24 protein-coding genes and 1 pseudogene are annotated in these 26,841 nt (G+C 61.7%); 11 read left to right on the forward strand and 14 right to left on the reverse strand.

What is annotated here, in order from left to right; genetic code table 11:
* Positions 1–42: 42 nt before the first annotated feature.
* From glyA to AB7813_RS06890, 4 genes are all read right to left on the reverse strand, one after another.
* Positions 43–1,344: a serine hydroxymethyltransferase gene (gene glyA / locus AB7813_RS06875; RefSeq protein WP_184517620.1), complete on the reverse strand. Its 1,302-nt coding sequence runs from the start codon at positions 1,342–1,344 to the stop codon at positions 43–45.
* 203 nt (positions 1,345–1,547) lie between these two features.
* Positions 1,548–1,832 (reverse strand): BrnA antitoxin family protein, encoded by a 285-nt coding sequence (locus tag AB7813_RS06880; RefSeq protein ID WP_120292169.1) that lies wholly within the window; start codon positions 1,830–1,832, stop codon positions 1,548–1,550.
* Positions 1,822–2,082, reverse strand: a complete 261-nt coding sequence (locus AB7813_RS06885; RefSeq protein WP_093761454.1) for a BrnT family toxin — start codon at positions 2,080–2,082, stop codon at positions 1,822–1,824. Before AB7813_RS06885 ends, AB7813_RS06880 begins: the two co-directional genes overlap by 11 nt.
* A 54-nt stretch (positions 2,083–2,136) precedes the next feature.
* Positions 2,137–2,763, reverse strand: a complete 627-nt coding sequence (locus AB7813_RS06890) for a glutathione S-transferase family protein (protein ID WP_439064125.1) — start codon at positions 2,761–2,763, stop codon at positions 2,137–2,139.
* Between the two features lie 222 nt (positions 2,764–2,985).
* Between AB7813_RS06890 and AB7813_RS06895 the strand changes: the two genes are divergently transcribed.
* The gene (locus AB7813_RS06895; protein ID WP_439064126.1) at positions 2,986–3,354 is read left to right on the forward strand and encodes a nuclear transport factor 2 family protein; all 369 of its coding nucleotides are present in this window, start codon (positions 2,986–2,988) and stop codon (positions 3,352–3,354) included.
* Positions 3,355–4,327: 973 nt separating this feature from the next.
* Here AB7813_RS06895 and AB7813_RS06900 read toward each other — a convergent pair.
* The 7 genes from AB7813_RS06900 to AB7813_RS06930 form a co-directional block, all read right to left on the reverse strand.
* Positions 4,328–4,549 (reverse strand): hypothetical protein, encoded by a 222-nt coding sequence (locus tag AB7813_RS06900; RefSeq protein WP_068732570.1) that lies wholly within the window; start codon positions 4,547–4,549, stop codon positions 4,328–4,330.
* Positions 4,550–4,584: 35 nt separating this feature from the next.
* The gene (locus AB7813_RS06905; protein ID WP_089263849.1) at positions 4,585–4,815 is read right to left on the reverse strand and encodes a hypothetical protein; all 231 of its coding nucleotides are present in this window, start codon (positions 4,813–4,815) and stop codon (positions 4,585–4,587) included.
* Between the two features lie 123 nt (positions 4,816–4,938).
* Entirely contained in the window at positions 4,939–5,592 is a 654-nt protein-coding gene (locus AB7813_RS06910; RefSeq protein ID WP_439064127.1) for a hypothetical protein, read from the reverse strand.
* Positions 5,593–5,728: 136 nt separating this feature from the next.
* Positions 5,729–6,088: a hypothetical protein gene (locus tag AB7813_RS06915; protein WP_439064128.1), complete on the reverse strand. Its 360-nt coding sequence runs from the start codon at positions 6,086–6,088 to the stop codon at positions 5,729–5,731.
* 201 nt (positions 6,089–6,289) lie between these two features.
* Entirely contained in the window at positions 6,290–6,802 is a 513-nt protein-coding gene (gene ldtR / locus AB7813_RS06920) for a transcriptional regulator LdtR (RefSeq protein ID WP_068732529.1), read from the reverse strand.
* Between the two features lie 339 nt (positions 6,803–7,141).
* Entirely contained in the window at positions 7,142–8,704 is a 1,563-nt protein-coding gene (locus tag AB7813_RS06925; protein ID WP_441227963.1) for an AMP-binding protein, read from the reverse strand.
* Between the two features lie 55 nt (positions 8,705–8,759).
* A complete protein-coding gene (locus tag AB7813_RS06930; RefSeq protein ID WP_175368516.1) occupies positions 8,760–9,239 on the reverse strand; it encodes a DUF6163 family protein in 480 nt (159 codons plus the stop codon).
* Positions 9,240–9,467: 228 nt separating this feature from the next.
* Between AB7813_RS06930 and hemB the strand changes: the two genes are divergently transcribed.
* The 3 genes from hemB to AB7813_RS06945 all read left to right on the forward strand — a co-directional run bounded on the left by hemB (position 9,468) and on the right by AB7813_RS06945 (position 12,130).
* A complete protein-coding gene (gene hemB, locus AB7813_RS06935; RefSeq protein WP_441227964.1) occupies positions 9,468–10,529 on the forward strand; it encodes a porphobilinogen synthase in 1,062 nt (353 codons plus the stop codon).
* Positions 10,530–10,672: 143 nt separating this feature from the next.
* Complete coding sequence (locus AB7813_RS06940) at positions 10,673–11,254, forward strand: RDD family protein (RefSeq protein ID WP_439083315.1); 582 nt, start codon at positions 10,673–10,675, stop codon at positions 11,252–11,254.
* Positions 11,255–11,353: 99 nt separating this feature from the next.
* A complete protein-coding gene (locus AB7813_RS06945) occupies positions 11,354–12,130 on the forward strand; it encodes an arginyltransferase (protein ID WP_089263842.1) in 777 nt (258 codons plus the stop codon).
* A 59-nt stretch (positions 12,131–12,189) separates the two neighbouring features.
* Here the strand turns inward: AB7813_RS06945 and AB7813_RS06950 are convergent.
* A pseudogene (locus AB7813_RS06950) lies at positions 12,190–12,678 on the reverse strand (divalent metal cation transporter); the annotation flags it as partial.
* A 342-nt stretch (positions 12,679–13,020) separates the two neighbouring features.
* Here AB7813_RS06950 and AB7813_RS06955 point away from each other — a divergent pair.
* Together AB7813_RS06955 and AB7813_RS06960 are read left to right on the forward strand one after the other, a co-directional pair.
* On the forward strand, positions 13,021–16,347 hold the full coding sequence (locus tag AB7813_RS06955) for an adenylate/guanylate cyclase domain-containing protein (protein WP_439083314.1): 3,327 nt from the start codon (positions 13,021–13,023) through the stop codon (positions 16,345–16,347).
* Between the two features lie 19 nt (positions 16,348–16,366).
* Positions 16,367–17,047 carry a peroxiredoxin-like family protein gene (locus tag AB7813_RS06960; protein ID WP_371424942.1) on the forward strand — a complete coding sequence of 227 codons (681 nt, stop codon included), beginning with the start codon at positions 16,367–16,369 and terminating at the stop codon, positions 17,045–17,047.
* A gap of 347 nt (positions 17,048–17,394) precedes the next feature.
* Here the strand turns inward: AB7813_RS06960 and AB7813_RS06965 are convergent, their stop codons facing one another.
* Positions 17,395–18,789, reverse strand: a complete 1,395-nt coding sequence (locus AB7813_RS06965; RefSeq protein ID WP_439064131.1) for an Nramp family divalent metal transporter — start codon at positions 18,787–18,789, stop codon at positions 17,395–17,397.
* Positions 18,790–18,943: 154 nt separating this feature from the next.
* On the opposite strand from AB7813_RS06965, the gene AB7813_RS06970 reads away from it, so the two are divergent.
* From AB7813_RS06970 to AB7813_RS06990, 5 genes are all read left to right on the forward strand, one after another.
* Positions 18,944–20,203, forward strand: a complete 1,260-nt coding sequence (locus tag AB7813_RS06970) for an MFS transporter (protein WP_439064132.1) — start codon at positions 18,944–18,946, stop codon at positions 20,201–20,203.
* A 198-nt stretch (positions 20,204–20,401) separates the two neighbouring features.
* Positions 20,402–21,535: a TRAP transporter substrate-binding protein gene (locus AB7813_RS06975; RefSeq protein ID WP_439064133.1), complete on the forward strand. Its 1,134-nt coding sequence runs from the start codon at positions 20,402–20,404 to the stop codon at positions 21,533–21,535.
* Between the two features lie 118 nt (positions 21,536–21,653).
* Positions 21,654–22,322: a TRAP transporter small permease subunit gene (locus AB7813_RS06980; protein ID WP_120292142.1), complete on the forward strand. Its 669-nt coding sequence runs from the start codon at positions 21,654–21,656 to the stop codon at positions 22,320–22,322.
* On the forward strand, positions 22,319–24,181 hold the full coding sequence (locus tag AB7813_RS06985; RefSeq protein ID WP_309945374.1) for a TRAP transporter large permease: 1,863 nt from the start codon (positions 22,319–22,321) through the stop codon (positions 24,179–24,181). The genes AB7813_RS06980 and AB7813_RS06985 overlap by 4 nt, the downstream gene beginning before the upstream one ends.
* Positions 24,182–24,311: 130 nt before the next feature.
* Entirely contained in the window at positions 24,312–25,538 is a 1,227-nt protein-coding gene (locus AB7813_RS06990; RefSeq protein WP_309945372.1) for a multidrug effflux MFS transporter, read from the forward strand.
* On the opposite strand, the gene AB7813_RS06995 is transcribed toward AB7813_RS06990, so the two are convergent.
* The gene (locus tag AB7813_RS06995) at positions 25,535–26,797 is read right to left on the reverse strand and encodes an adenylate/guanylate cyclase domain-containing protein (RefSeq protein WP_093761424.1); all 1,263 of its coding nucleotides are present in this window, start codon (positions 26,795–26,797) and stop codon (positions 25,535–25,537) included. The genes AB7813_RS06990 and AB7813_RS06995 overlap by 4 nt on opposite strands.
* Positions 26,798–26,841 lie beyond the last annotated feature (44 nt).

A 26,841-nucleotide genomic window follows, 5' to 3' on the forward strand; every position in this document is an offset into this window, starting at 1 on the left:
CGCGACCTTCTGACCGCGCAGGTCTCCGCCTCGTAGCAGGCCTTACTGATAGATCGGGAAACGATCCGTCAGCGCCTTGACCTTCTCCTTCACGGCCGCTTCGACCAGCGGCGCACTGCCGTCGCCGGACTGCGCCACCGCGCTCAGCACTTCGGCAATCATCTCGCCGGTTGCCTTGAATTCGGCAATGCCGAAACCGCGCGTGGTGGCGGCGGGCGTGCCGAGACGGATGCCCGAGGTGATCCACGGCTTTTCCGGATCGAACGGCACGCCGTTCTTGTTGCAGGTGATGCCGGCGCGGACCAGTGCCTTCTCCGAGACGTTGCCCTTCAGGCCCTTCGGCCGGAGGTCGACGAGCATCAGGTGGTTATCGGTGCCGCCCGAGACAATGTCGTAGCCCTGCGCGCGCAGCGTTTCGGCCAGCGCCTTGGCATTCTCGACAACGTTCTTGGCATAGACCTTGAAGTCCGGCTGCAGCGCTTCCTTGAAGGCCACGGCTTTCGCCGCGATGACATGCATCAGCGGGCCGCCCTGCAGGCCCGGGAAGATCGCCGAGTTCAGCTTCTTGTGCAGCGCCTCGTCATTGGTGAGGATCAGGCCGCCGCGCGGGCCGCGCAGCGACTTGTGCGTGGTCGTCGTCGTGACATGGGCATGCGGCACCGGCGAGGCATGGACGCCGCCGGCAACGAGGCCCGCAAAGTGGGCCATGTCGACGAGCAGATACGCGCCGACGCTGTCGGCGATCTCGCGGAAGCGCTTGAAGTCCCACGAGCGCGAATAGGCCGAGCCGCCGGCGATGATCAGTTTCGGCTTCACCTCCTCGGCCTGCTTGGCGATCGCATCCATGTCGAGGATCTGGTCGTCCTTGCGCACGGTGTAGTGCACCGGCTTGAACCACTTGCCGGACATGTTGACGGGCGAGCCGTGGGTGAGATGGCCGCCGGCTGCGAGGTCGAGACCCATGAAGGTATCGCCCGGCTGCAGCAGCGCCAGGAACACCGCCTGGTTCATCTGGCTGCCGGAGTTTGGCTGCACATTGGCGAACTGGGCGCCAAACAGCTTCTTGGCGCGTTCGATGGCGAGGTTCTCAGCGATATCGACGAATTCGCAGCCGCCATAATAGCGCGCGCCCGGATAACCCTCGGCATATTTGTTGGTCATCACCGAGCCCTGCGCCTCCATCACGGCGCGGCTGACGATGTTTTCCGACGCGATCAGCTCGATCTCGTGACGCTGGCGACCGAGTTCACCCTTGATCGCCTCGGCAATCTCGGGATCGGCCTGAGCAAGCGTGGCGGAGAAGAACGAGTCGGGCGCGGAGCCGGTTTTGGCCGAAGTGGTCATAGGGCAATATCTCCACCGCCGCGGCCTTCTTTCGGCGTGCGGACGGTCACGAGTGGCGATCAGGAAACGGTGCCCCGAATACCATATCTGGCTGGCGGGGCCAAGGTTTTGCGCTTCAGGGCGCGATATTTAGGCAGCAGCGGCAAATGCGGCGATTGCACATGCCGATTGCCTACCGCCCGAAGTAAACGGCGATTCCGCCCCTATCGCTTGACGCCCGCCGCCTTACGCAGGACCTCGTCGATCTTCGATTGCCAGCCCGGCCCCTTAGACTTGAAATGGGTCAGGACGTCCGGACTGAGCCGCAGCGACACGAGCGTTTTGGTGGGCGCCTTGTTGGGACCACGCCCCTTGCGGATCGATTTGGCCAGATCCGGCAAGGCTTCAGCAAAGGGCTTAGCCTTGGCAAAGTCGTCCTTCGTCAATTCCGGGGTGTCGCTGACCTCTCGCATATCTTTGGCGCTATAACCCCGCTTTTTAACGGTCATTGTAGAGCCTCCTCTCATTCTTACTGGCGGGACGCATGCTAATCACGCTCAAGGCCTCCTTTCCGAGAACCACGAACACCACCACAATGACGCCGCGGATATTCCGGCCGATGCCAATCCAACGCTTGGCTTTCACCTGTGACGGCAGAACCAGAGCGCTTTCGAAAAAGGCCTCATCGAGATCGGCGAAATCCAACCCGTGCTTGTCTAGGTTGGCGAGACGCTTCGGCTCGTCCCAGAGGATTTTCATGACTATAATGTAGCTACATTATAATCATCGGTCAACGTCCGAAGTGCTCCGTCCCTATTTCGCCAGCCGGTATACCCCGCCCTTCTCCACGCTGCGCTGGAACGCCGGGCGGGCATGCATCCGGCCGATCCAGGCGGCCAGATCGGGATAGGCCTTGAGCCGGTCGAAGCTGCCGGCAACCTCGGCGACGAAACTCATCTGGATATCCGCGCCGGTCAGGCTGTCGCCGACAAAGAACGCGCGGCCCTGCAGCGCCCGGTTGGCATGACCGAGATGCCGGGCCATCTCGCTGTCGATCCGCGGCCGCAACGGCGCACCGGCCTCCTTCAGGCGAGACACGTAGAGATTGAGCATCAGCGGCAACATCGCCGAGCCCTCGGCATAATGCAGCCATTCGAGATAGGCCTCATGCTCCGGAGTGCCCTCCGCCGGCCGCATCGCGCCCTTGCCGTAGCGGCGGATGACGTAGTCGACGACGGCTGCGGATTCCGCGATGGTCACATCGCCGTCGACGATGACAGGCGACTTGCCGAGCGGATGCACCGCCTCGAGCTCCGGCGGCGCCAGCCGCGTCTGCGCATCGCGCTGATAGGTTGTCAGATCGTAGGGCGCGCCGAGCTCTTCCAGCAGCCAGATGATCCGCTGCGAGCGGGAGTCGTTGAGATGATGAAGCGTAAGCATGGGCGTGTCCTTGTGTTGTCCCCGGCCCGATCTGTAGACCGTCGGCGTGAGAGAAGTCTTCGAGGATTATCGCGCGGAAACAGCGAACAAGAAAATCTTCACGAGCTTTTCCATGCTAGTTTGCCGGTAAGGCGACTGTCTGTCGTTGTGGAGAGGTTCGGCTCTCCTTCCCCTCTGCACCAAGCCAAGCCGCCAACCTGAGGCCTATCGCAGGAGGTTGAGATGGACGATGTACGGGCCGCCCTGGAGCGTCATTGGACTGCATCGGACGCGAACGATTTCAATATCGAACATGACATCTACCATGAGGATGCGATGCTTTATTATCCCCAATCGGGGGAACGCATCCGCGGTCGGCACAACATTCAGATGAGCCGACTTGTCCAGCCAAATGAGAAACGTTTTACGGTTCGGCGGATTATCGGCAGCGGCGAATTATGGGTCACCGAATTCATCCTGACCTATGACGGTATACCATCCTACGCGGTAAGCATCATGGAGTTCCGCGACGGACGGGTGGCCAACGAAACGCAGTATTTCGCCGATCGGTTTGAACCTGCGGTCTCGCGCGCGCATCTTGTCGAGCGATAGTTCGAGTGGCAGAACCGCGACGACAGTGCTTCGATGAGCACATATGCGATGAGCGCATCGCGTCCCGCTCGTCATTCCGGCGCGCGACTAGGGCTTGCCGGACGCCACACTTGTCATTCCGGGGCGCACGAAGCGGCGCAGCCGCGTAGTGCGAACCCCAGCCACTCCAATTGGAGCGGCTGGGAATCTCGAAGTGTTTGGCACGATAGGAGACTCCCATGCTGAGATTCCGGGTTCGCCTGCGCGAAGGCGCGCAGCCGCCCTCAGGCAAACCAATTGGTTCGCCGGGGAATGACAGTGTGGGGCGGCAAGACAGCACCCAAACATTTTTTCCTATTCCCCATTGACTGCATCCCTAACTTGATTATATTCTCCTCCGTCCTGCCCCACCGAGAGGGGCGATCGCGATCGTCACGTTCGCGGGGTGGGATGCGGTGGACGCCGGAGATGCGGCGTCGCGCGGTTCACGGGTGACGTCTGTCTTCGGGCAGGACGGATCTGCGCCAGCACTGCCACTGGCAAGGAGACGGCTGGCCTTGAGATGGAAAGAATCCTGGACAGTGTGACGGACGACCAATTCGAAACGCGTTCGGCCCAGTCGCTTGAGGCTCCCTTCCCATCGCCTTGGGACTTTAATTCGCGATCGGAGCGTTCGTCGAGGCAAAGTGCAAGCAACCGAAAAAACACCGCATGCGGAACGTCGGGCACTTGCTCGGCGCCTCCGAAAGTCCTGATGCACTCTAACCCTGCGGAAGACCGCATCGCATCAGGCCCAAGGGTGCAACGGGCACCCGGCGTTCCGCACGCCCTCTCACAGGGGGCCGGGAATGCAGGAGACGACGGCGCCCCCGCGCTGCAAATAACAGGGGTGATGACGCATGTCTGAAGGGTAGTAGCTGTTTGAAATTTGAATCTGATGAAGCCCTGGACAGGGCGCCAGCGCTTAAACGCAGCGCTATTGCGCCCTACTCCCTCAAAGGCCGGTAAACCCGGCCTTCACCGGATCGTTGCTGCCATCGAGCTCACGCAAATAGGTCAAGCCGAACACCGTCAGCCGGTGCGGATCCTTCTCGCCACCGTCGAACAGCGACTGCACATAGTCGGTCACCTTGGTGCGGGCTTCGTCGGATGCAGCCTGCGTGCGGCTCATCATCAGGTCATAGGTGTGCATGATGCGGTCGATGGCAATCTGCATGTCGTCATTTTCCCCGTTGGACATCAGAAAACCGGCTACGCGGCTTCAGCCCGTGCAGCCTGGAATTGCGCGATCGCTCTGTTCGCAAGGCGAAGCTTGTTGTCTTCGCCGCGATGAAACATCCGGACGATGATTTCGAGCAGGCGATCGTTGGTGAGATAAGTATCGGGGATCGCGCCGGACTTGCGCAGGTAGTTCGCAGCGATGGCATAGGCGTCGCCCACCGCCTCGACATTCATCACTTTCAGACCGCGTTCGACCAGCATGACTTGATCCCTTCTGACGAAGCGATAAGCCGCGAGAATGGAACCGGTTCCATCGACATGGAAGAAAGTTGTGAGACTGCTACTGAGCGATCTAGGCGAATCGAGAGCTTAGCCAAGCAATAGTCACGCAAGACGATTGCCGGACAGATCGAATTTTAGGCCTTCTGGCATATTCACGCCGACCAATTTAAACGGTTCGGGTGTGACCCACGACCTTTCCAACATGGCGCGAACTTTAAAAGCCAAGCTTATCGTCTGCTTTATTTCGTCGTCAGAAAAGGCTCGGCTGTTGTTTTCGTAAAGGCCGTATTCTCTCAAGTCTCTAAGGATATTAGACCGCACAAAGTGCAGCAATAAATGAGCCGCCGCTATATCGGGACAGGACCTCTGATCCTTTTGCTCTTCATCGCTCAGGCTATGAGGTTGCGTACGCGCAATCCAAGATGCGATGTCTTCTGTGCTATTGCTCGGGAATTCATCCGCGTAGCGCTTTGCCATCGTTCGGACGAAGAATGAGCCGAATGCGTAGTTCATTATATGGCCAGCAAGGGCATCCTGACGCTTTGCATGTGCATTCGTCTTGCCGCCAAAGATGCCCATATGCACCTCTGCATCGGGATACGAGACTTTTGTCAGAACTTCGACAAATTCGCCCATTTGCTCAAGCGCAACTACTATCAATGTGGCAGCGGAACGCGCCCTATCCTGCGCGTGCAAATAGGCGGCATCGGAGACGAGCCGTTCGGCGTTAGCGAGATAATCCTTTGGTGTCGCCACTGCTCTCTCAGAGAGTTTGCTCCAACTTGCCTACAGCAAGCTTACGTGTTGGGCAGCACGATTGCAATTTCTGAGACTTAAAATTCAAGTTGGTCGGCGGCAATTCCACTCCTGCTTGGCACGAGTGACGAATCGCTCACGCCGCCTTCACGCTTTCCGTTGGTTTATTTGACAGCCACGAACACACGGCGGCTGGAATTGCGCCGATCAGACCGAGTGCCACGAGTTGCTTGCTGGAGCCGAGAAGCAAGGCCATCGCCAACACTGACAGCCCGTAGGCAAGAAGTGTCGTCGTCATGACCGCAGGCATGGACGTCCTGGCAATCAGCCAGTCGAGCAAAGCGACCAGGAGCCCCGGCACAATAAAGACGAGATACATGAACACCGGCCCTGTACCGCTATCCACCGCTGCGCCCGTCAGGACGTACGTCACTGCGTAGAACGCGACAGTCGCAACGGCAGGAAAGAGGAGCAGAAAGATCAACAAGCGCTTCATGAAATCATCTCCAATATCTCTGTGTCTGTCTTGGAGGTGTTTTCGTTCAGCAAGCGTGGGATGCGCGTAACGCCAAAGAAAAAGGCGCCCTGCGAGGGCGCCTTGATCAATTTCAGTGTCGCATGCGTCTTGCGCGCATTTCGATGTGCTTTCGGAGGGCAATCCGTCGGCAGTGGTTCGGCGACTTGGAGGTCGAAAGTCTCAGAGACGATACAGGATCTGGTCGGTCCAGAAGCGCTCGAGGCGGTGCAGCGACTTGTTGAGGGTCGCGAATTCCTCGTTGGAGATGCCACCGACCTGCTCGACCGTCTTGACGTGCTTCTGATACAGCGCGTCGACGATGTGGCGGATTTCCTGGCCCTGCGCCGTCAGACGGATGCGAACCGAACGACGATCGACGCGCGAGCGCTGATGATCGAGGAAGCCGAGTTCGACGAGCTTCTTCAGGTTATAGGACACGTTGGAGCCGAGATAGTAACCACGGGTGCGCAGCTCGCCGGCGGTCAATTCCTTGTCGCCGATATTGTAGAGCAGCAGTGCCTGGACCGAATTGATATCAGCGCGGCCGCGGCGATCGAATTCATCCTTGATGACGTCGAGCAGACGGCGATGCAGACGCTCCACCAACGTCAAGGCTTCCAGATAAAGCGGCTGAACCGGCGCCTGGCCCGGAACGAGATCGACGCTTTCCACCGTCGCAACGGTCTTCATCATGACACTACCCCTGTTGTCGTTTTTATCGACTTATTCGACGAAACTTGTGTCCCGTCTGATAGGGCCAACTTAAGGGGGAGCGTTTGAAGAACCGCTTAAATAAGACAATAAAGAGATCATGAATTTGAGACAGTGAATCTGAGATTAAGCCGGTGAAACAAGGGGTTTTCGCAAGGTTTGATTCACGCTGCAGAGCCCATGTTCCAGCTTTGTCCGCCCGATCTGTCGCATAGCGGAACAGCTTCCGTAAAATTCGAAACACTCGCGTAAGGTTCGTAACCGGGGCGTTAGGGTGACCGAAGTCTTACCGCCAACGCCCCGAAAATTAATTCGACAATTTTACGCAACTCCGCGCGTTCGCCCGTCCCAATAGGGCGCGCGCAATGCCTTGCGATCGATCTTGCCGAGCCCCGTCACGGGGATCTCACTGACGAAATCGATGGTCTTCGGCGACCACGGCGCGCCGCGCTTGTCTTTCACATGCGCCTGAAGTTCCTCCACGGAATTATTCGCGCCGGCTTTCAGCACCACGAAGGCCTTCACCGCCTCGCCCCACTTCGCATCGGGAATTCCGATGACCGCAGCGGACGCCACCGCATGATGCGCCATCAGGGCATCCTCGACTTCACGCGGATAGATGTTGAAGCCGCCCGAGATGATCATGTCCTTGGTGCGGTCGACGATATAGAAGAAGCCGTCGCTGTCCTTCACCGCGACATCGCCGGTGTGCAGCCAGCCACCTCGAAACGCGTCTTCGGTGGCATCCGGCCGTTTCCAGTAACCATCCATCACCAGCGAGCCGCGCACGCAGATCTCGCCGGGCTCCCCTGTCGCCACTTCGCGCATCTCGGCATCGAACAGTTTGACCTCGACCATCGGATTGGCGCGGCCGCAGGAGCCGAGACGGCCCGGCTTGCTGTCGTCGTGATCGATCTTGCGCATGGTGGTGATGATCTGCGGCGCTTCGGTCTGGCCGTAGAGCTGCACGAACACATTGCCGAAGATGCCTACGCCCTCGCGCAGCCGGTCCGGCGACATCGGCGCCGCGCCGTAGACGATCATCTGCAATGACGACATGTCGTATTTGGCGCGCAGCTCCGGCGCGTCGATCAGCGCATAGATCAGCGTCGGCACCAGGAAGGTCGCGGTAATCTTCTCCTCATGCACCACGCGGCAATAGGTTTCCGCATCGAAACCCTGCACCAGCCGTGCGAAACCGCCGCGCAGCATCACCGGAAACAGCGTGATGCCGGCGGCGTGGCTGATCGGCGTCGCGGCGAGATAGCGGATATCGGCCGGCCAGTCCCAGTCCGCATAGATCGCGAGCGACATCGCCACCAGCACGCGATGCGGCAGCATCACGCCCTTGGAACGACCCGTGGTGCCGCCGGTATAAGCCAGCCAGCAGATATCGCCGGTGCTGCTCTCGTCCACCAGCGGCGCCGGCGTCGCATTGGGCAGTTCGGCCAGCAGATCGCGCGCGCCATCGAGCGCGAAGGACAGCAGATGTTTCAGGCCCGGCACGCGGCTGCGCAGCGCGAGGCCGCGCGCGGCGAACTTGCCGGCCTCCACGATCAGCGCGGAAATCTCGGCGTCCTCGAGAATGAAGGCGTGGTCGTCTTCGGCGGCCATCGGATGCAGCGGCGTGTAGCGCAGGCCCATCACGGCGGCGGCTGATATCGCGGCCCAGCTCTCGGCGCGGTTGCCGGAAAGAATGGACAGCGCATCGCCCTTCTTGAGGCCGAGGCTGCGGAACAGGCTGATGAAGCGCGCGACCACGTCGCCGAATTCGCGGTAGCTCCAGCGGACACGGCCGTCCGCGAGCGCGGGCTGGTCGCCGTAGCGGGCAATGGCGCTGACGATGAGGCTGCCGGCGGTGCCGCCGGAATAAAGCTGGTTCAACATAACCTCCCTGAATGCAGGGCCTTCTGCGAGGCCTCTGCTTGACGTCCTGAGCCTATGGCGGCCGCTCGCGCGCCGCCATCCATGCCAGCGCAAGGTAGCCTGCGAGAAACGCAGCCTGGATGCCGACGATCAGGAGATTGCCGCCATAGATGGTCGGAAACATCAGCTCGATAACCGCCATGGACACCACGGTCGTCAGCCAGACGACGGCGCCCCACGGTGTCGCGAGCCAGAGGCCGACGGCGCTGACCAGCTCGATGACGGCGAAATAGACCGTGGCGGTCTGCCAGCCCATGGTCTGGACCTCGAAGGCGTCATCCTCGGTGCCGACAAAGCCGGTGACCTGCGCCCAGTGATAGAGGCCCTGCATCATCGAGACGACGGCCATCACGCGCAGGAACAAGACCAGGCGCCGGGTCCAGATGTTTTCGTCGGATTCGATGCGTCCGGACGAGATCGCCGCAACCGACATGGCATGGTCCCGCGACGTGGGGTCTCTCGACCCAAGGTCGCGCGGCATCTGCTCAGACATGCGAATGCGATCTCACGGGTGGGAACTGGACGTTTGGGCGATGGTTCAGGCGATTCATGGGGGCTTTTTGTGAGCCTTTGGGCCTGCAAAATCAATGACCCAGCCCGTCACGTCACGCGCGCATGACGTGCATGATCGCGGTGACGCCGGGACATCAAGGTGCTAGACTTAGAACAGGTCGAATTTAAGGGGCTTTCGACCTCACGAAGGCCCGCGGGAGACGGTATTATGGCAATCAAGTTCGGGCGCCCCATCGAATTGCGCGATCACGCCCCCCGCCCGGCCACTTATGATGCCCCCTCCCTCGGCCTGACCACCCGCCCCCGCCGTAACCGCAAGTCCGAATGGGCCCGCCGGCTGGTCCGCGAGAACGTGCTGACCACCGACGACCTGATCTGGCCGCTTTTCGTGATCGACGGCGACAACCAGCGCGCCGCGATTGCCTCGATGCCCGGCGTGGAGCGCCTTAGCGTCGATCAGGCGGTGCGCGATGCCGAGCGTGCCATGAAGCTGGACATCCCCTGCATCGCGCTGTTCCCTTATACCGACCCGTCCCTGCGTGACGAGATGGGCACCGAGGCCTGCAACGCCAACAATCTGGTTTGCCAGTCCGTGCGCGCCATCAAGAAGGAATTCCCCGACCTCGGTATCCTCTGCGACGTGGCACTGGATCCGTTCACCAGCCATGGTCATGACGGGCTGATCCGGAACGGCAAGATTCTCAACGACGAGACCGTGGCCGTGCTGGTCCAGCAGGCGCTGGTCCAGGCCGAAGCCGGCTGCGACATCATTGCGCCATCGGACATGATGGACGGCCGTGTCGGCGCGATCCGCGAAGCGCTGGATGACGCCGGATTCCTGGACGTCCAGATCATGGCCTATGCCGCGAAATATGCCTCGGCCTTCTACGGCCCGTTCCGCGACGCCATTGGCTCGGCCAAGACGCTAACCGGCGACAAGCGTACCTATCAGATGGATAGCGCCAATTCCGACGAGGCGCTGCGCGAGGTCGAACTCGATCTCGCCGAAGGCGCCGACATGGTCATGGTCAAGCCTGGCATGCCCTATCTGGATATTGTGCGCCGCGTGAAGGACACGTTCGCGGTTCCGACCTTCGCCTATCAGGTGTCCGGCGAATACGCGATGATCATGGCCGCCGCGAACAACGGCTGGATCGACGGCGACCGCGCCATCATGGAAAGTCTGCTCGGCTTCAAGCGCGCAGGCGCCGATGGCGTGCTGACCTATTTCGCGCCGCATGCCGCGGAACGCATCAAGGCTGCGCGCTGAGCGCATCCGCGCTCAAGCCTCGCCTGATTTAGATCCACGCCTGATTTACGTCATGGACAGTCTGTAACGATTCCGCGCACTTGTTGCGCGGTCTGGTAATATCCATGTGATGGACCGTGAGGATGCAAACGGAGGGATGCGTCATGTCTGATACCGGCCCGAATGCTGGCGGCCCCAACAACGGAAGCTGGCAGGGTGACACTTGGCGCAGTGCCGGTACCCCGCCCCGCGCCCATGCCTTCGACCCCTATGCGCAGCCGGATTTGTTCCGCGGCGTGTTGATGCGGCGCGTTGTCGCCTTCCTGATCGATCTCGTGGTGCTGTCGATTCCGATCGTGCTGGCTTGGATTTTCATTCTCCTGTTTGGCGTCGTCACCCTCGGCCTTGGCTGGGCGCTGTTCTGGCTGATCTCACCGGCGACGGTGATCTGGCCAGTCGTCTATTACGGCATGTCGCTGGGCGGCCCGCATTCGGCCACCGTTGGCATGCGGATGATGGACCTGCAGATGCGCACCTTCTCAGGCACGCCGGGCTACTTCGTGCTCGGCGCCGCGCACGCGGTCCTGTTCTGGGCCTCGGTGTCGCTGCTCACGCCGCTGGTGCTGGTGGTCGGCCTGCTCAATGGCCGCCGTCAGTTGCTGCATGACCTCGTGCTGGGAACCGTGGTGGTGAATAATTCCGTGGTCCGCGCCGCTTACGCCCAGCCGCCCGGCCGCGCCTACTAACAACCACTAAGAACGCCAACTTGGCCGGGCAAAGCAATTGACCGTTTGCCCGGCCGGCGCGATGCTACGCCAAACTGCTTCGGAGACCGACGGCAACCCGTGACCCAGCACTCCCGCGACACTCCGCAATTCTACCTCACGGCGCCGTCGCCCTGCCCCTACCTGCCGGGCCGGCACGAACGGAAAGTTTTCACCCATCTGGTCGGCGACAAGGCCGGCGATCTCAACGACCTGCTCACCCATGGCGGCTTCCGGCGCAGCCAGTCGATCGCCTATCGTCCGGCCTGCGACCAGTGCCGCGCCTGCGTCTCCGTCCGGGTCATCGCCAATGAATTCAAGCCGTCGCGCAACTTCCGCAAGATCCAGGCACGCAATGCCGACGTGATCGGCGAGCAGCGCAGCGCGGTGCCGACCTCCGAACAGTATTCCGTGTTCCGCGCCTATCTCGACCAGCGCCATCGCCATGGCGGCATGGCCGACATGACCGTGCTCGACTACGCCATGATGGTGGAAGACAGCCACGTCGAAACCCGCATCATCGAATATCGACGCCGCGGCCCCGATACAGGCATCACCGGACGCGGCGAGGACCTGCTCGCGGTCGCGCTCACCGACGTGCTGAGCGATGGCCTCTCGATGGTCTATTCGTTTTTCGAGCCCGGCGAGGAAAGCCGCTCGCTCGGCACCTTCATGATCCTCGACCACATCGCCCGCGCCAGGCGGCTCGGCCTGCCTTACGTCTATCTCGGCTACTGGATCGAAGGCTCCAAGAAGATGGACTACAAGGGCCGCTATCTGCCGCAGCAGCGGCTGGCGCCATCAGGATGGCTGCGCGTGGACGCGACAGGCGAAACGATGCCCGAGCCGCAGGATTAGCTGGTCCGGCTGACGATCCGTCTTCGGCATCATCCGCGACCGTCCTGGATTTCAGGTCTTCAGCCGAAAAAGGTGTCGTAAAGCAGCTTGCAGTTCAGGATCACGATGATGCCAGCGATGATCCATGCCACCGTGGCGACCGACCGCGAAATTACGAAGTCACCCATCTTTCGCCTATCCGAGACAAACCGCACCAGCGGGATGACTGCAAATGGCAATTGCATCGACAGGATGACCTGACTGAAGACGAGGAGTTGTCCGGTGCCGCGTTCGCCATAGAGCGCGGTGACGACCACGACCGGAACGATCGCGATGCCGCGCGTCACGAGCCGGCGCGCCCAGTTCGGCAGGCGCAGCCGGAGAAAGCCCTCCATCACAATCTGGCCGGCCAGCGTTGCCGTCACCGTCGAGTTGAGGCCGGATGCCAGCAATGCGATCGCGAAAAGCGTCGATGCGATACCGAGGCCTAGCAACGGCGACAACAGCTCGTAAGCCTGACCGATCTCGGCCACATCGGCATGACCGCTGGTACGGAAGGACGCCGCGGCATCGAAGGAGTGCCGTCTGCAATCGTCGAAACTGGTCGATCCGATCGTCACGCGCCACATTGCTCTGGCGATGTCGCGTCATGGAAGCCTGACCCTGGCATGCCGGACTGTCATGGAGCTCGCGCGGGAGATCGCGAAATCCAGCGCGGCAGGACTACGCCGCGCGTAGTCGAGGCCCGATCAGCGGCATCGGTGATCCCGGTCGCGCATGCGCGCTGGCAGGGCCGCAGCCATGGCTTGCTCTTCCGGCGCCATAAGCCCATTGTTACCAAGGATCCAGGGCCTGTTCGACGAGGTCCAGGATTAGATCGTGCCATCGCGGCTTCCGCGAGGTCTTGATCCATGAACTGCTCGTGTTGCGGTTTCGAGGTTCAGAGCGGCTTTGCGTTCTGCCCAAAATGCGGCGCGAAGCAGCCGGACCCATGCCCCAGTTGCGGCTACGCGTGCGCACCGGATTTTGCGTATTGCCCGAAATGCGGCGCCCGCGTCGATCACGCCCCCAAGGCCGGCAACCAGCGGGAGCCGTCATCGCCAACAATTCCGGCGACGGTCACGACTGGCGCCCGTTCACCGGCGCTGATGCTTGTCGAGCCCGAGCGCGCACCCCGGCGGACGCTCCATAAGGTCGACAGCGAAGCTAACCGCCGCACCATCACGGTGCTGTTTGCCGACCTCAGCGGCTTCACCACGATGAGCGAACGGCTCGACCCGGAAGTCATGCAGGCGTTTCAGAACGAATTATTCGAGGAACTGACCGCAGCGGTGCAAAATTTCGGCGGCTTCGTGGACAAATTCATTGGCGATGCGCTACTCGCTCTGTTTGGTGCGCCGGCCGCGCACGAGGACGATCCTGAGCGGGCGCTCCGCGCGGCTCTCGACATGATCAAGCGCACGGCGTGCTTGAGCGAACGCTCGAAGATATCTGCCGGTTTGCCGCTCATGCTTCATGTCGGAATCAACACCGGGCACGTGGTTGCGGGTGGATTGGGCGCAGGCGTTGCCAAATCCTATTCCGTGACCGGCGACACGGTGAATACCGCTCAACGCTTGCAGTCGATGGCCCCCCCGGGCGACGTGCTGGTGGGACCGCTGACCTACCGCCTCACCCGGCATGCATTCTCGTATGAATCGCTCGGCGACGTTGCGCTGCGCGGCAAGGCAGGCAGCGTCCTGGTCCATCGTCTGAGGGGGCCGCTCGAGACACCGCGTGCGGCACGCGGACTCGAGATACTGGGCCTGAGCGCGCCGCTGATCGGGCGCGACGCGGAGATAGCCCGTATGATGGGGTGCCTTGACCTGGCGTGTAACGGAGCTGCCCAGCTGATGCGGCTGGTTGGCGAAGCCGGCATCGGAAAATCGCGTCTGGTGGATGAATTCGCTACCCGCGCTCGCGATGAGGATCGCTTCGCAGGCGTGGCGATCCGGCGGGCCGCTTGCTCGCCGCTGGGCGAGCAATCCTACGGTACTCTTGCCGCAGTGCTGCGTAGCGCCTACGGCATCGCGCACAAGGCTTCGGCGGCAGAGGCGCAAGCCAAGCTAGCCGAAGCGTTGTCGGGGCTGGGCGTGGCGACCGAAGAGGTCGAGCGGCTGATGCCCCTCTATTTTTATGTTCTTGGTCTCTGCGACCCCGACGACGCCCTGCAGCACGTTGAACCGGAACAGCTTCGACGACAGATTTTTTTCGCGATCCGCACCGTCTTCGAACGGCGTCTGGCCCTATCGCCCCTCCTGATCATTGTCGAGGACCTGCACTGGGCCGACGCCGTATCGCTTGAGGCGCTACGGTTCGTAATGGATCGGCTGGAGCGCGGGCGGCTGATGCTATTGTTCACACACCGGCCGACACTTGAAATGGACCAGCTCGACTCAAGTCGAATTAGCCATACAACACTGCGGCTGGCACCCCTTGGCATCGCCGACGGACAAAAGCTACTCGCGGCGTTCTTCGGTGACGGTTGGAATGGATCATCCGGCAATCTGTTCAATCGAATTCTTGAACGCGCGAGTGGGAATCCGCTGTTCGTCGAAGAAATCATACGCGGTCTCATCGAAGCTGGCATTTTGGAACGTGACGGCTCGCATTGGCAGATCAAGTCAGATGAAGCGGCCGCTGACATCCCGGCGAGCATTCAGGCGCTGCTGCTCGCGCGAGTGGACCGACTGCCACACGGCGTGCGCAGGTTGGCTCAGGAGGCAGCGGTCATCGGGCCGCGCTTTGATGCGGCCCTTCTCGGTGCCACAGCGACCGACCCGGCGAAAGTAGAGGCAGGGCTTGAACTGCTATGCGACGCCGAGATCATCGAGGAGATCGCGGGCGCAAACTCGATTTCGCTGCAATCCTATCGTTTCACGCAAACCATGCTTCAGGATGTGATCTACCAAAACCTCCTTCTGCAACGGCGCATTGAGATGCATGGGCGGATCGGTGCTGCCCTGGAGCGGCTGTGCGGAGATGATCCGGAGCGGCTCGAAGACCTCTCCCTACTGGGACATCATTTCAGCCTCAGCGCGAGCAAGCCGAAGGGTGCACATTACCTGAGCGCGGCCGGCGATCGCGCACGCGCGATCTATGCCAACGACGACGCCATCCGCCTCTATCAGCAGGCCCTCGCCGTCTTGTTGACCGCTGGCGATCAAGGACCGGAACGGCTTGTGCTATACGAACGAATTGCGGACCTGTGTGGAGCGGCGGGCCGGCGTGACACGGCCGACGAACATTACCAGACGGTATTGGAGGCCCACCGCGCGGCCGGGGACCGCGCCGCCGGAGCGCGGATACTTCGCAAGCTTGGCCGTTTGATGTGGGATGCCGGCAAACGAAACGGGGCGGAGGCGCATTACGCCGAGGCGGCTGCGTTGCTCGAAGGAACGGACGCGCCGATCGAGTGGGCGCACCTGTTACAGGAGCGCGGCCACCTCGCGTTTCGCATCGGCGATCATGCTGCGGCCGCGAGATGGGCAGACGATGCGCTTGGCTACGCTCAATCCGTGCCGCCGGAGGTAGACAAGCAAGCCGGACTAGAAGCGGCTCGCGCCACCGCGGAGGCACTTAATACCAAGGGGGTTGCATTGGCGCGGCTGGGCCGAAGCCAGGAGGCCGTTCGCGAGGTGGAGCGAAGCGTCGCAGTTGCCGAAGCCGCTGGCCTTCTCAGCGCAGCCTGCCGCGGCTACACCAATCTTGGCGTGCTCTACACGATGATCGATCCGGCGCAAGCCATGGAAGTATGTCGGCGCGGTCTTGATGTCGCCCGCCAGATCGGCGATCTCGGTTTTCAGGCGCGTCTCCTTGTCAATCTCGCTGTCGCCTGTTGCACCTTCACGGACAGGTGTGCCGACGAAGGCGTGCCGGCGGCCGAAAAGGCGATCGAACTCGACCGCTCGCTTGATCAGCGCGAACATCTCGCTGTGCCATTGATTGTGCTCGGGCAAATTCATCAATGCCATGGCCAGCCGGAACTCGCCGCCCGCTGCTACAATGAAGCAATTGAGGTGGCGCAGGAAACGGGCGAGCCCCAGCAGCTCTTTCCATGCTATGATGGTCTCGCGACGCTGAACCTCGATCGAGGCGACATGCCTGAGGCCGAGCGGTATTTTGCTCTGGCGCACGATGTCTGCGCCCGGCACGGGCTTAATCCCGAAGCGCTGGTCGTACTGCCATTTCTTGATTAGCAAGTAGAGGAGGTTGACCATGTCTGAGCATCATGTCGATGGGTTACTCCACCCGGGCGACCGCGCACCGAACATTGTGCTGGATGCGATCACACGTGACGGCAAGATCGCGCTTGATGACTTTCGCGGCCACAGCCCAGTACTGGTCGGCTTGTTTCGAGGTCTGCACTGCCCGTTCTGCCGGCGCCATCTCGCGGCCCAGGCGCAACTTGACCCGGCCCTGCGCGAGAAAGGCGTCGAGAGTCTCGTGGTGGTCAACACGCCTATCGACCGTGCGCGGCTCTATTTCCGGTATCATCCCTTGCCCAATCTGCTCGCCGCGTCCGACCCCGAGCGCGTCTCGCACCGCGCGTTTGGCTTGCCCAATCTCGAGTTCACGGAGAGCGAAACCGAATGGCCGCGCAAGCTGGGTATGAACGCCGTCATGAGCATGCGGATGGACATGCCGGGCGAGCTGCCCGAGCCGATGAATCCGATGGCGGCGGCTGATCTTCTCAACACCAAGGACGGCTACGAAATAACCGAAGCCGACGAGCACATGCTGGCAACTGGCCAGGGTCAGCTCTTTGGCCAATTCCTGCTTGACCGGGAGGGCATCGTACGTTGGAGCTTTACCGAAGTTCCTGAGGGTGGCCATCGCATGTTCGGGGCTCCCACTCCGCGAGAGCTGATGTCGGCGGCTTCCGAGGTTGCAGGCTAAGGCATTTCGCTCAACGTCGCCTTGGAGGCCGTTTCACTCAGCCTGCAAACGCATATTGTCGCCGAAGGAAGCATCTACGCTTTGCTGGGACCCTATGCAGTCGCCGCGGCATCGAAGGATGTGCCGTCTGCAATCGTCGAAACTGGTCGATTCGGTCGTCACGCGTCACATTGCTCAGGCGATGTCGCGTCACGGAAGCCTGACGCTGGCATGCTGGACTGTCATGGAGCTCACGCGGGAGATCGCGAAATCCAGCGCGGCAGGATTACGTCGCACATAGCCACAAAGGCCAGTCCCCTTCACCAAAGTTGGTGGCATCATCTGCAGCTGCCTTAAATTTCAAGGCTTCAGCCGAAAAAGGTGTCGTAAAGCAGCTTGCAGTTCAGGATCACGATGATGCCAGCGATGATCCATGCCACCGTGGCGACCGACCGCGAAATTACGAAGTCACCCATCTTTCGCCGATCCGAGACAAACCGCACCAGCGGGATGACTGCAAATGGCAATTGCATCGACAGGATGACCTGACTGAAGACGAGGAGTTGTCCGGTGCCGCGTTCGCCATAGAGCGCAGTGACGACCACGACCGGAACGATCGCGATCCCGCGAGTCACGAGCCGGCGCGCCCAGTTCGGCAGGCGCAGCCGGAGAAAGCCTTCCATCACGATCTGGCCGGCCAGCGTTGCCGTCACCGTCGAGTTGAGACCGGATGCCAGCAATGCGATCGCGAAAAGCGTCGATGCGATGCCGAGGCCTAGCAACGGCGACAACAGCTCGTAAGCCTGACCGATCTCAGCCACATCGGCATGACCTGACGTATGGAACGTCGCGGCGGCGACGATGAGGATCGCCGCGTTGATGAACAGCGCCAGCATCAGCGCGATGGTGCTGTCCGTCGTCGCCCACTTGATCGCGTCGCGGCGGCCTGCATCGGTGCGCGGATAGGCACGGGTCTGCACGATCGACGAATGCAGATAGAGGTTATGCGGCATCACGGTTGCGCCGATAATGCCGATCGCAATGTAGAGCATTTCGGGATTGGTCACGATCGCGGTGGACGGCAGGAAGCCGCTCAACACGGCAGCCACGGGCGGCGCCGCAGCGACAATCTGAACCGTGAAACAGACCGCGATGACGATGAGCAGCGCGATCACGAAAGCTTCGAGAAAACGGAAACCCTTGTTCATCAGCAACAGCAGCAGAAAGGCATCCAGCGCAGTGATGAGCGCACCCCCGATCAGCGGAATGCCGAACAGCAGCTGCAGCGCAATCGCGGTACCGATCACTTCCGCCAGATCGCAGGCGATGATCGCCGTCTCGCAGGCCAGCCACAGCATGATGTTGACCGGCCGGGAAAAGCTGTCGCGGCAGGCCTGCGCCAGGTCGCGGTCGGTGACGATGCCCAGACGCGCGGCCAATGCCTGAAGCAGGATCGCCATCACGTTCGACAGCAGGATCACCGAGAGCAGCGTGTAGCCGAATTTCGAGCCACCTGCGAGATCGGTCGCCCAGTTGCCGGGGTCCATATAGCCGACCGAGACCATGTAACCCGGTCCCGCGAATGCCAGCAGCCGCCGAAACCAGTGCCCGCCGATCGGAACCGGGATCGACGAATTGACTTCCGAAAGGCTGCGCCGGAAATCTCCGCCAAGGCCGGAGCGCCAGCCGGCCGCGTCTGGAACGCTGCCGGGGATTGGAGACGTTGACGAATCGGGCGAGGTTTTCGGCGAAAGTGCATCCATCAGAGCTCAATAGAGCAATCTCTCCCTTGTTGCAACTCATTTGCAACTGCATCTAGCCGGTTGGTGGGCACTCCTTGTCACGGCGTGTGCTCAGTAATCGGGTGGCTGCGTGCTCGTCCGGACCCCATGGTGGCTGTCACAGACAGGAATCACCATGCCCCGCACGCCGACTGACCGACTGCCACCAACCTTCAACCGCCTCGCCTGGTCGAACCTCGCGGCGCAGTCGGCCGAGCAGATCGCACTGGCGGCGGCGCCGATCGTCGCGGTGCTGTTGCTCGGCGTCGGCGAAGGCCCGACCGGATTGCTGCAGACCGCGCTGACCCTGCCCTTCGTGCTGTTCGCCATTCCCGCCGGTCTGCTCGCCGACCGGATGTCGCGCCGCACCCTGATGGCCGGAGCTGAGGCGCTGCGCGCGATCGCACTGTTGCTGACGCTGGGGCTGATCTGGTTCGGCGCGCTGACGATGCCGCTGCTCGCTTTGCTCGGCTTCGTCGCGGTGTGCGGCACCGTGGTCTACAGCGTCGCCGCGCCCTCTCTTGTGCCATCGCTGGTCGTGCCGCAATTGCTTGGCGCGGCGAATGCGCGGATCGAACTCGCGCGCACCGCGGCTTTTGCGAGTGGTCCTGCCATCGGCGGCGCGCTCGTCGGCTTCACTGGCGCCGCGCCTGCCTTCGGCTTTGCCGCAGCGCTGTCGATCATCGCTGTCGCGTTGCTATCGGGCATCCACGAGCCTACGCGCACGACAGTACAGCGACGCAATCCGGTGCAGGACATCGCCGAAGGTCTGTCCTTCGTCTGTTATCACCAGTATTTGCGACCGGTCTTCATCACGCAGTTCATCTTCAGCGCCGCATCCTTCATGGTGCTGGCAGTGTTCGTGCCTTACGCGGTTCGCCGTCTCGGCCTCTCCGCCTCCGGCGTCGGCGTGACACTCGCGATGTATGGCGTGGGCATGGTGATCGGCGCACTGCTGGCAACACGTGTGATGAGACGGTTGCCGTTCGGCACCGTGATCGCGCTTGGCCCCGTCACCGGCTTCGTTTCCGCCGTTGTGATGGCACTGACCACATGGATCCCCTCGCCGGCTTTGGCGGGCCTGAGCTTCTTCCTGCTCGGCGTCGGTCCGATCCTGTGGGTGATCTCCACCGCGACGTTGCGACAGTCGGTAACGCCGCCGAGCCTGCTCGGACGCGTCTCCGCGATCAACATCCTGAGTTACGGCGCCCGTCCGATCGGAACCGGGATCGCGGCCGTTGTCGGCGGGCTCTATCACGCGGAGGCGTGCCTCTACCTCGCCGTCGCGGGTTTCGCCTGGCAGGCCGTGGTGATCCTGACCTCTCCGGCGGTTACACTGGAACGGCAGCCGGACATGGTCGGCGATGTGACCGGATACGTTCCGACGAAAGTCTAACAGGCTTGGTGTAGTTCATCTGTAGTTCGCACTCGCTCATGATCTCCCCGCACCGCAGCACGGATAGTTAGTGTAGTTACGCCGCGTCGAAGCGTCGCAGCAAAGCGAACTTTCTTGCCAAAGCGGCAAGCAAGCCTTTGTCTTGTCACCAATCAACAAGGTCAGTCCGCAAAAGGACGACCATTCGGGGAGAACACAATGGCTTCATCCAAGGACAGGACTCCGTCTCGGCGCCGTTTTCTGAAGGTCGCCACCGCCGGTGCCGCTGCAAGCGTCGTCGCACCGGCAATCGCCCGGGCGCAGGGCCCGATCAGCATGCGCTGGCAGAGCACCTGGCCGGCCAAGGACATCTTCCACGAATACGCGCTCGACTACGCCAAGAAGGTCAACGACATGACCGGTGGCGACCTGAAGATCGAGGTGCTTCCGGCTGGCGCCGTAGTCCCGGCCTTCGGCCTGCTCGATGCGGTTTCCAAAGGCACGCTCGACGGCGGCCACGGCGTGATGGTCTATCACTACGGCAAGCAGACCGCGCTGGCGCTGTGGGGCTCTGGCCCGGCCTATGCGATGGATGCCAACATGCTGCTAGCCTGGCACAAATTTGGCGGCGGCAAGGAGCTTCTGGCAAAGCTCTATGCATCGATCAACGCCAATGTCGTGTCACTTCCCTACGGACCGATGCCGACCCAGCCACTCGGCTGGTTCAAAAAGCCGGTGACCAAGGCCGATGATCTCAAGGGTGTGAAATTCCGCACCGTCGGCATCTCCATCGACGTGTTTACCGGCCTTGGTGCAGCAGTGAACGCATTGCCGGGCGGCGAAATCGTCTCGGCGATGGATCGCGGCCTGCTCGATGCGGCCGAGTTCAACAACGCTTCGTCGGACCGCATCCTTGGATTCCCCGACGTATCCAAGACCTGCATGCTGCAGAGCTATCACCAGAATGCCGAACAGTTCGAAATCCTGTTCAACAAAACCAAATATGACGCTCTGCCCGAGAAGCTGCGGGCGATCATCGCGGGCGCCGCCGATGCGGCCGGTCAGGAGATGTCCTGGAAGGCCATCGACCGCTATTCGCAGGATTATGCGGAGATGCAGAGCAAGGACAAGGTCAAGTTCTACAAGACGCCGGACTCGATCCTGCAGAAGCAGCTTGAGGTCTATGACGAGGTCGTCGCCAAGAAATCGGCCGAGAATCCCCTGTTCAAGGAAATCTCCGAGTCCCAGCAGGCCTTCGCCAAGCGCGCCACGCAGTGGGAGCAGGACACGGTCGTGAATCGCCGCATGGCCTACAACCATTACTTCGGCCCGAACGCGAAGAAGAAGACCTGACGCCATCAGGCGCACATATCCCGCATCATCCGGGACTTTCTCCCGGATGATGCTTTGTTGTTGCCTGATATCGCCGATCTTCACCTACCCACATGTCCTGTAGACTGGCCTCCATGAAATGACCGCCGAGCGTTTCCTGCAATCCATCGACGGTATCAGTACATTCGCCGGCAAGGCCGCGGCCTGGCTCATTTTGGGATTGATGGGCCTCGTCTGCGCCGAAGTGTTCAAGCGCTATATGCTGAACATGCCGACGGCATGGATCTTCGACGCGTCGAACATGCTCTATGGCACGCTATTCATGCTGTGCGGCGCCTATACGCTGGCGCAGAACGGTCATGTCCGTGGCGACTTTCTATACAGCTCGATGCGGCCGCGCACGCAGGCCTCGCTCGATCTCGTTCTCTACATCGTGTTCTTCCTGCCCGGCATTGCCGCGCTGGTCTATGCGGGCTGGGACTATGCGGGCGACAGCTGGCGCATCCGCGAGCATTCCAACGTCACGGCGGACGGACCGCCCGTCTATCATTTCAAGGCAATGATCCCGCTCGCCGGCGCGTTGCTGTTGTTGCAGGGCATGGCTGAAATCACCCGCGCCGCGATTTGCCTGAAGACAGGGGTGTGGCCGAGCCGGCTCAAGGACGTGTCCGAAATCGATGTCGTCGAGGAGCAGCTCGCGCATAGCGAACACGTCGATGATGACGTGCGCAGGAACGCCATCGCGCAGGCGCAGGAGATCGAGGAGAGCGCACGCCAGCGCGGCATGGGCGGGGAGACGCAAAAATGAGCGATCCTGCACTCGGCCTCCTGATGCTCGGCCTCATCGTTGTCGTGATCATGCTGGGCTTCCCCACGGCCTTCACGCTGATGGGTCTCGGCATGTTCTTCGGCTTCTTCGCCTATTACCGCGCGGGTGAGTCCTGGGCCGACAACCACATCTTCGACCTGATGGTCCAGCGCACCTATGGCGCCATGACCAACGACGTCCTGATCTCCATTCCGCTCTTCGTGCTGATGGGCTATGTGATGGAACGCGGCGCGCTGGTCGACAAGATGTTCTATTCGATCCAGCTCGCCTTCCGCCGCGTCCCGGCCTCGCTGGCGGTGGCGACGCTGATCGTCTGCACTTTCTGGGGCATAGCATCCGGTCTGGTCGGCGCTGTCGTCGTACTGATGGGCGTGATCGCCTTCAATCCGATGCTGAAGGCCGGCTATGACGTCAAGCTGGCGTCCGGCGTGATCACGGCCGGCGGCACGCTGGGCATCCTGATCCCGCCATCGGTGATGATCATCGTCTATGCCGCGGTCGCCGGGCAGTCTGTCGTGAAGCTCTATGCCGCTGCGATGTTTCCGGGCTTCTTTCTGGCCTTCCTCTATCTCGTCTACATCATCGGCTGGGCGCTCATTAACCCCAAGATCGCGCCGAAGCTGCCCGAGAGCGAAACACGCGTGCCCGTCCGGCCGTGGATCGCCGATCTGCAGCAAGCCTATTCGCACCAGATGCTGCCGGCTTTGCTGACGGCAGCCGTGGCGCCGTCGCGCGCGATGGCCCTGACCATGGACGGCGCACGGATCACCTATGCGACGATCCTGAAGAATCTCGGTTTTGCATTGGTGCCACTGATCCTGGCGCTGACCACGCTATGGGCCGCGTGGTGGTATGTCGTCATCCATCCGCAGCCCGACGCCCCCGCACCCGCCGCGATCACCGAGCGGGTTCAGTCCGGCGACGCCAGCACCGCCACACCTGAAGAAGAAAAACTGGAGGAGCTGGGCGCCGCCCAGTCCGGCTCGGCAAAAGAGAGTGAACCGGAAGTGTTGCAGCAGATGGGCAATGCCGATTTGCAAAACAGTCCGACGAATGCGCCGGTCGATGCCGGGCCGCCGCCGGAATTCTACACCTACTTCGCCTTCACCGCAGCCATCATCGCCCTGATGCTGTTCTATTATTACTGGACCATGGGCGCCGCGCAGTTCGAGGTATTGCGACTGCTGACATCGTCCGTGATGCCGCTCGGCATTCTGACCGCCATCGTATTGGCCGTGATCCTGCTCGGCATCACGACGGCAACGGAGTCCGCCGCCGTCGGTGCCGCCGGCGCGTTCCTGCTCGCCTTCCAGGCGCGGACGCTGGACTGGAAGCGCACCAAGGAGGCCGTATTCCTGACCGCCAAGACCACATCCATGGTGTGCTGGCTATTCGTCGGATCGGCGCTGTTCTCCGCGGTGTTCGCCATTCTCGGCGGACAGGCGCTGCTGGAGAGCTGGGTATTGTCGCTGAACCTGACGCCGGTCCAGTTCATGATCCTGTCGCAGGCGATCATCTTCATCCTCGGCTGGCCGCTGGAATGGACGGAGATCATCGTGATCTTCGTGCCGATCTTCCTGCCGATGCTGAAGCATTTCGGCATCGACCCGATCTTGTGGGGCGTTCTCGTCTTCGTGAACCTGCAGGCCGCCTTCCTGTCGCCGCCGGTCGCGATGTCCGCCTTCTATCTGAAAGGCGTCGCGCCATCGCACGTGACGCTGAACCAGATCTTCTCCGGCATGATGCCCTATATGCTCATCGTCATCATCTGCATGGTGCTGATGTATATCTGGCCCGGCCTGACGCTGTGGCTGCCGAATTACCTCTACGGCAACTGATCCATCAGCCTCGACCACCGCCGGGAACGCGGCAGTGGCACTCACGTCCTCCCGGAATACCGCATGACTGCCCTGCTCTTTGCAGCTCGCTTTATATGATGTACATCATTTATAAAATGAGGATCATCATATGACCGACCGCACGGCAGACGCCATGGCAGACACCCCGCCGCAGGAAGCATCCTCCACCGCACTGCAGATCGCAGTCCTCGCGGGGCTGGCCTCGATGGGTACCCTGGCGACCAACATTCTCCTGCCATCGCTGCCACAGATGGCGGTATCGTTGCAGGTAACGACGCCCGCGGTCACGGCATCGATCACCGTGTTTTTGCTAGTCTTCGCGCTTGGCCAATTGCTGGTCGGACCGATCTCCGACCGTTACGGGCGCCGCATGCCGGTGCTGGCCGGCTTCGCTGTCTTCATCATCGGCAGCATCTGGTGCGGGATCTCGAATGATCTTCCTTCGCTGCTGATCGGCCGCGCGATCCAGGCCGCCGGTGCCTGTTCGACCTCGGTTCTCTCGCGCGCGATCGCCCGCGACCTGTTCAGCGGCGCGGCGCTGGCACGCGCACTCACCTTGGTGATGATCGCGCAGGCAGCAGCCCCCGGCTTCTCCCCGCTGCTCGGTGGCGGTCTCGATTATTTTTTCGGATGGCGTTCAGAATTTGTTTTCGTCGGCGCCTTCGCTGTGTTGTCGGCTCTCAGCTATGTCCTGGTGCTCGGCGAAACCCACAACACGACGCGCATCCCGCTCAATCCGCTCGCCGTCAGCGCAACCTATCTCAAGCTCTCGGTGAACCGCCATTTCCTGATCCCAGCCGCCACAGTTGGCCTGATCATGGGAGGACTGTTCTCGATCTTCTCCGCAGCACCTCGCATTCTCATTGAGGGCTACGGCTTCACACCGATTGCGCTCGGGCTGTTCTTTGCGGGCACCGTGCTGGTCGTGTTCGGCTCGGGCATGCTGGCCGCCCGCCTCGCCCCGCGCTTCGGGCTGGATCGGGCCATTCGCTATGGATTGCTGATCGCGTTCATCGGCAGTATTGCGGTGCTCGCAACCGCCTACTTCCACGGCAACGTTGTCACCTTCATCGCCGCGACTTGCGTGTTCCTGCTGGGCATGGGCGTAGTCAATCCGCTCGGCACGGCGCAGGCGCTGTCGCCGTTCGGCACCCATGCCGGCGCCGCCTCGGCACTGCTCGGCTTCTGGCAGATGATGGGGGCCGCGATCGGCGTATCCCTGTCGGCCATGATCGTGCCGCAGGCCGCATTGGCGCTCGGCATCGTCCTCGGCGCGGCCTGCCTGATCGCCATCGTGCTCTACGCGATGCGCCAGCAAACCACGGCAGTCAGCTAACGGGCCAGATAGCGCTCATAGCCGCCACGTACGACCTCGTCGCTGTCGATCTCGGGATCCAGCGTATAGAGGTCCTGCGCGCGGCCAATGCCGCGCAAGGCGTAGCGGCCCGTGGAGACCAGATATTTGCGGCCAGCTGCGTCGAGCCCGGCCTGGAACGCGGACGAGGTCAGCAGCGGCCGATCGACCGACGAGCACATGGAAGCGATGCGGCTCACCTCATTGACCGAGGGACCAACCACGGTGAAATCGAGCCGCTCGTCGCTGCCGATATTGCCGTAGAATACCTCACCCTCATGCAGACCGACATAGGCCGTCGTGACCGGCCGGTTCGCCGCTAGTCGTTTCGCATTCAGCTTGGCGATATTCTTGCGGAACTGATGTTCGGCGCGCAAGGCGTTGCGCTTCGCCTTCACCATGTCGTCGCCGGTGAACATCGCCAGAATGCCGTCGCCGATAAGTTTGAGCACGTCGCCGCCGACATCATGGATCGCAGCGATCGAGGCTTCGGCATAGTCATTCAAGAACGGGATGATCTCGTCCGGTCCAATCGCCTCGCTGATCCCCGTGGAGTTGCGCAAGTCGGAAAACCACAACACCGCATTGATACGCTCGGTGACGCCTCGCGCGATCTTGCCGCGCAGAACCTGTTCGGCGGCATCGCGGCCGAGATAGACGCGGCCAAGCGTGCGCGCGATCTCCATCTGGGCTCCCGACTTGATGGCGAGACCGAGCATCGGCACCAGTTCGCGCAGCGCCGACATCTGGCGCTCGTCGAACCCGTCTTCATGGCGCGTGGCCCAATAGGAATAGAGGCAATCCATCTGCCCCATCGAGCCAGCCTCGCCGAACTTGTGCAGGAACACGGCGCCATGGCGGTGACCGCCTTCCTGCAAGCTGCTGACCATCGAGAAGCGGTCGGCGATCCCGGGCGCGTGCAGATCGAGCCGCAATTCGTCGTGCCCCTCTTCCAGCATGTGGAAGAATACCGATCGTCGCCAGTTCGCGGCAGCCTCGCCGATCTCGGTCGAGCCGTATTCGAACACGTCGCTCTCGTTGCTGGCCGTGTCGTTCCAGCGGAAGCCACGGCCCTCGAAGATCGGATGCAGCGTGTCAATGAAGACTAGGCCACGGGATACATCGATGCCGCCGGCACGGCAGCGCTCGCAGAAGCCACGGATCAGGTCGTTTTCGGGAAGGCCGGTCAGACCCTCGCCGACCAGCCAGCTCATCAGTTCAATGCGTGCGGCAGTTTCCATGAGACACTTGTAGGATGGGTTGAGCCTTTGCGAAACCCATCCTG

Origin of the sequence: Tardiphaga sp. 20_F10_N6_6, from assembly GCF_052076045.1 — a bacterium.
GTDB classification, from domain to species: Bacteria; Pseudomonadota; Alphaproteobacteria; order Rhizobiales; family Xanthobacteraceae; genus Tardiphaga; species Tardiphaga robiniae.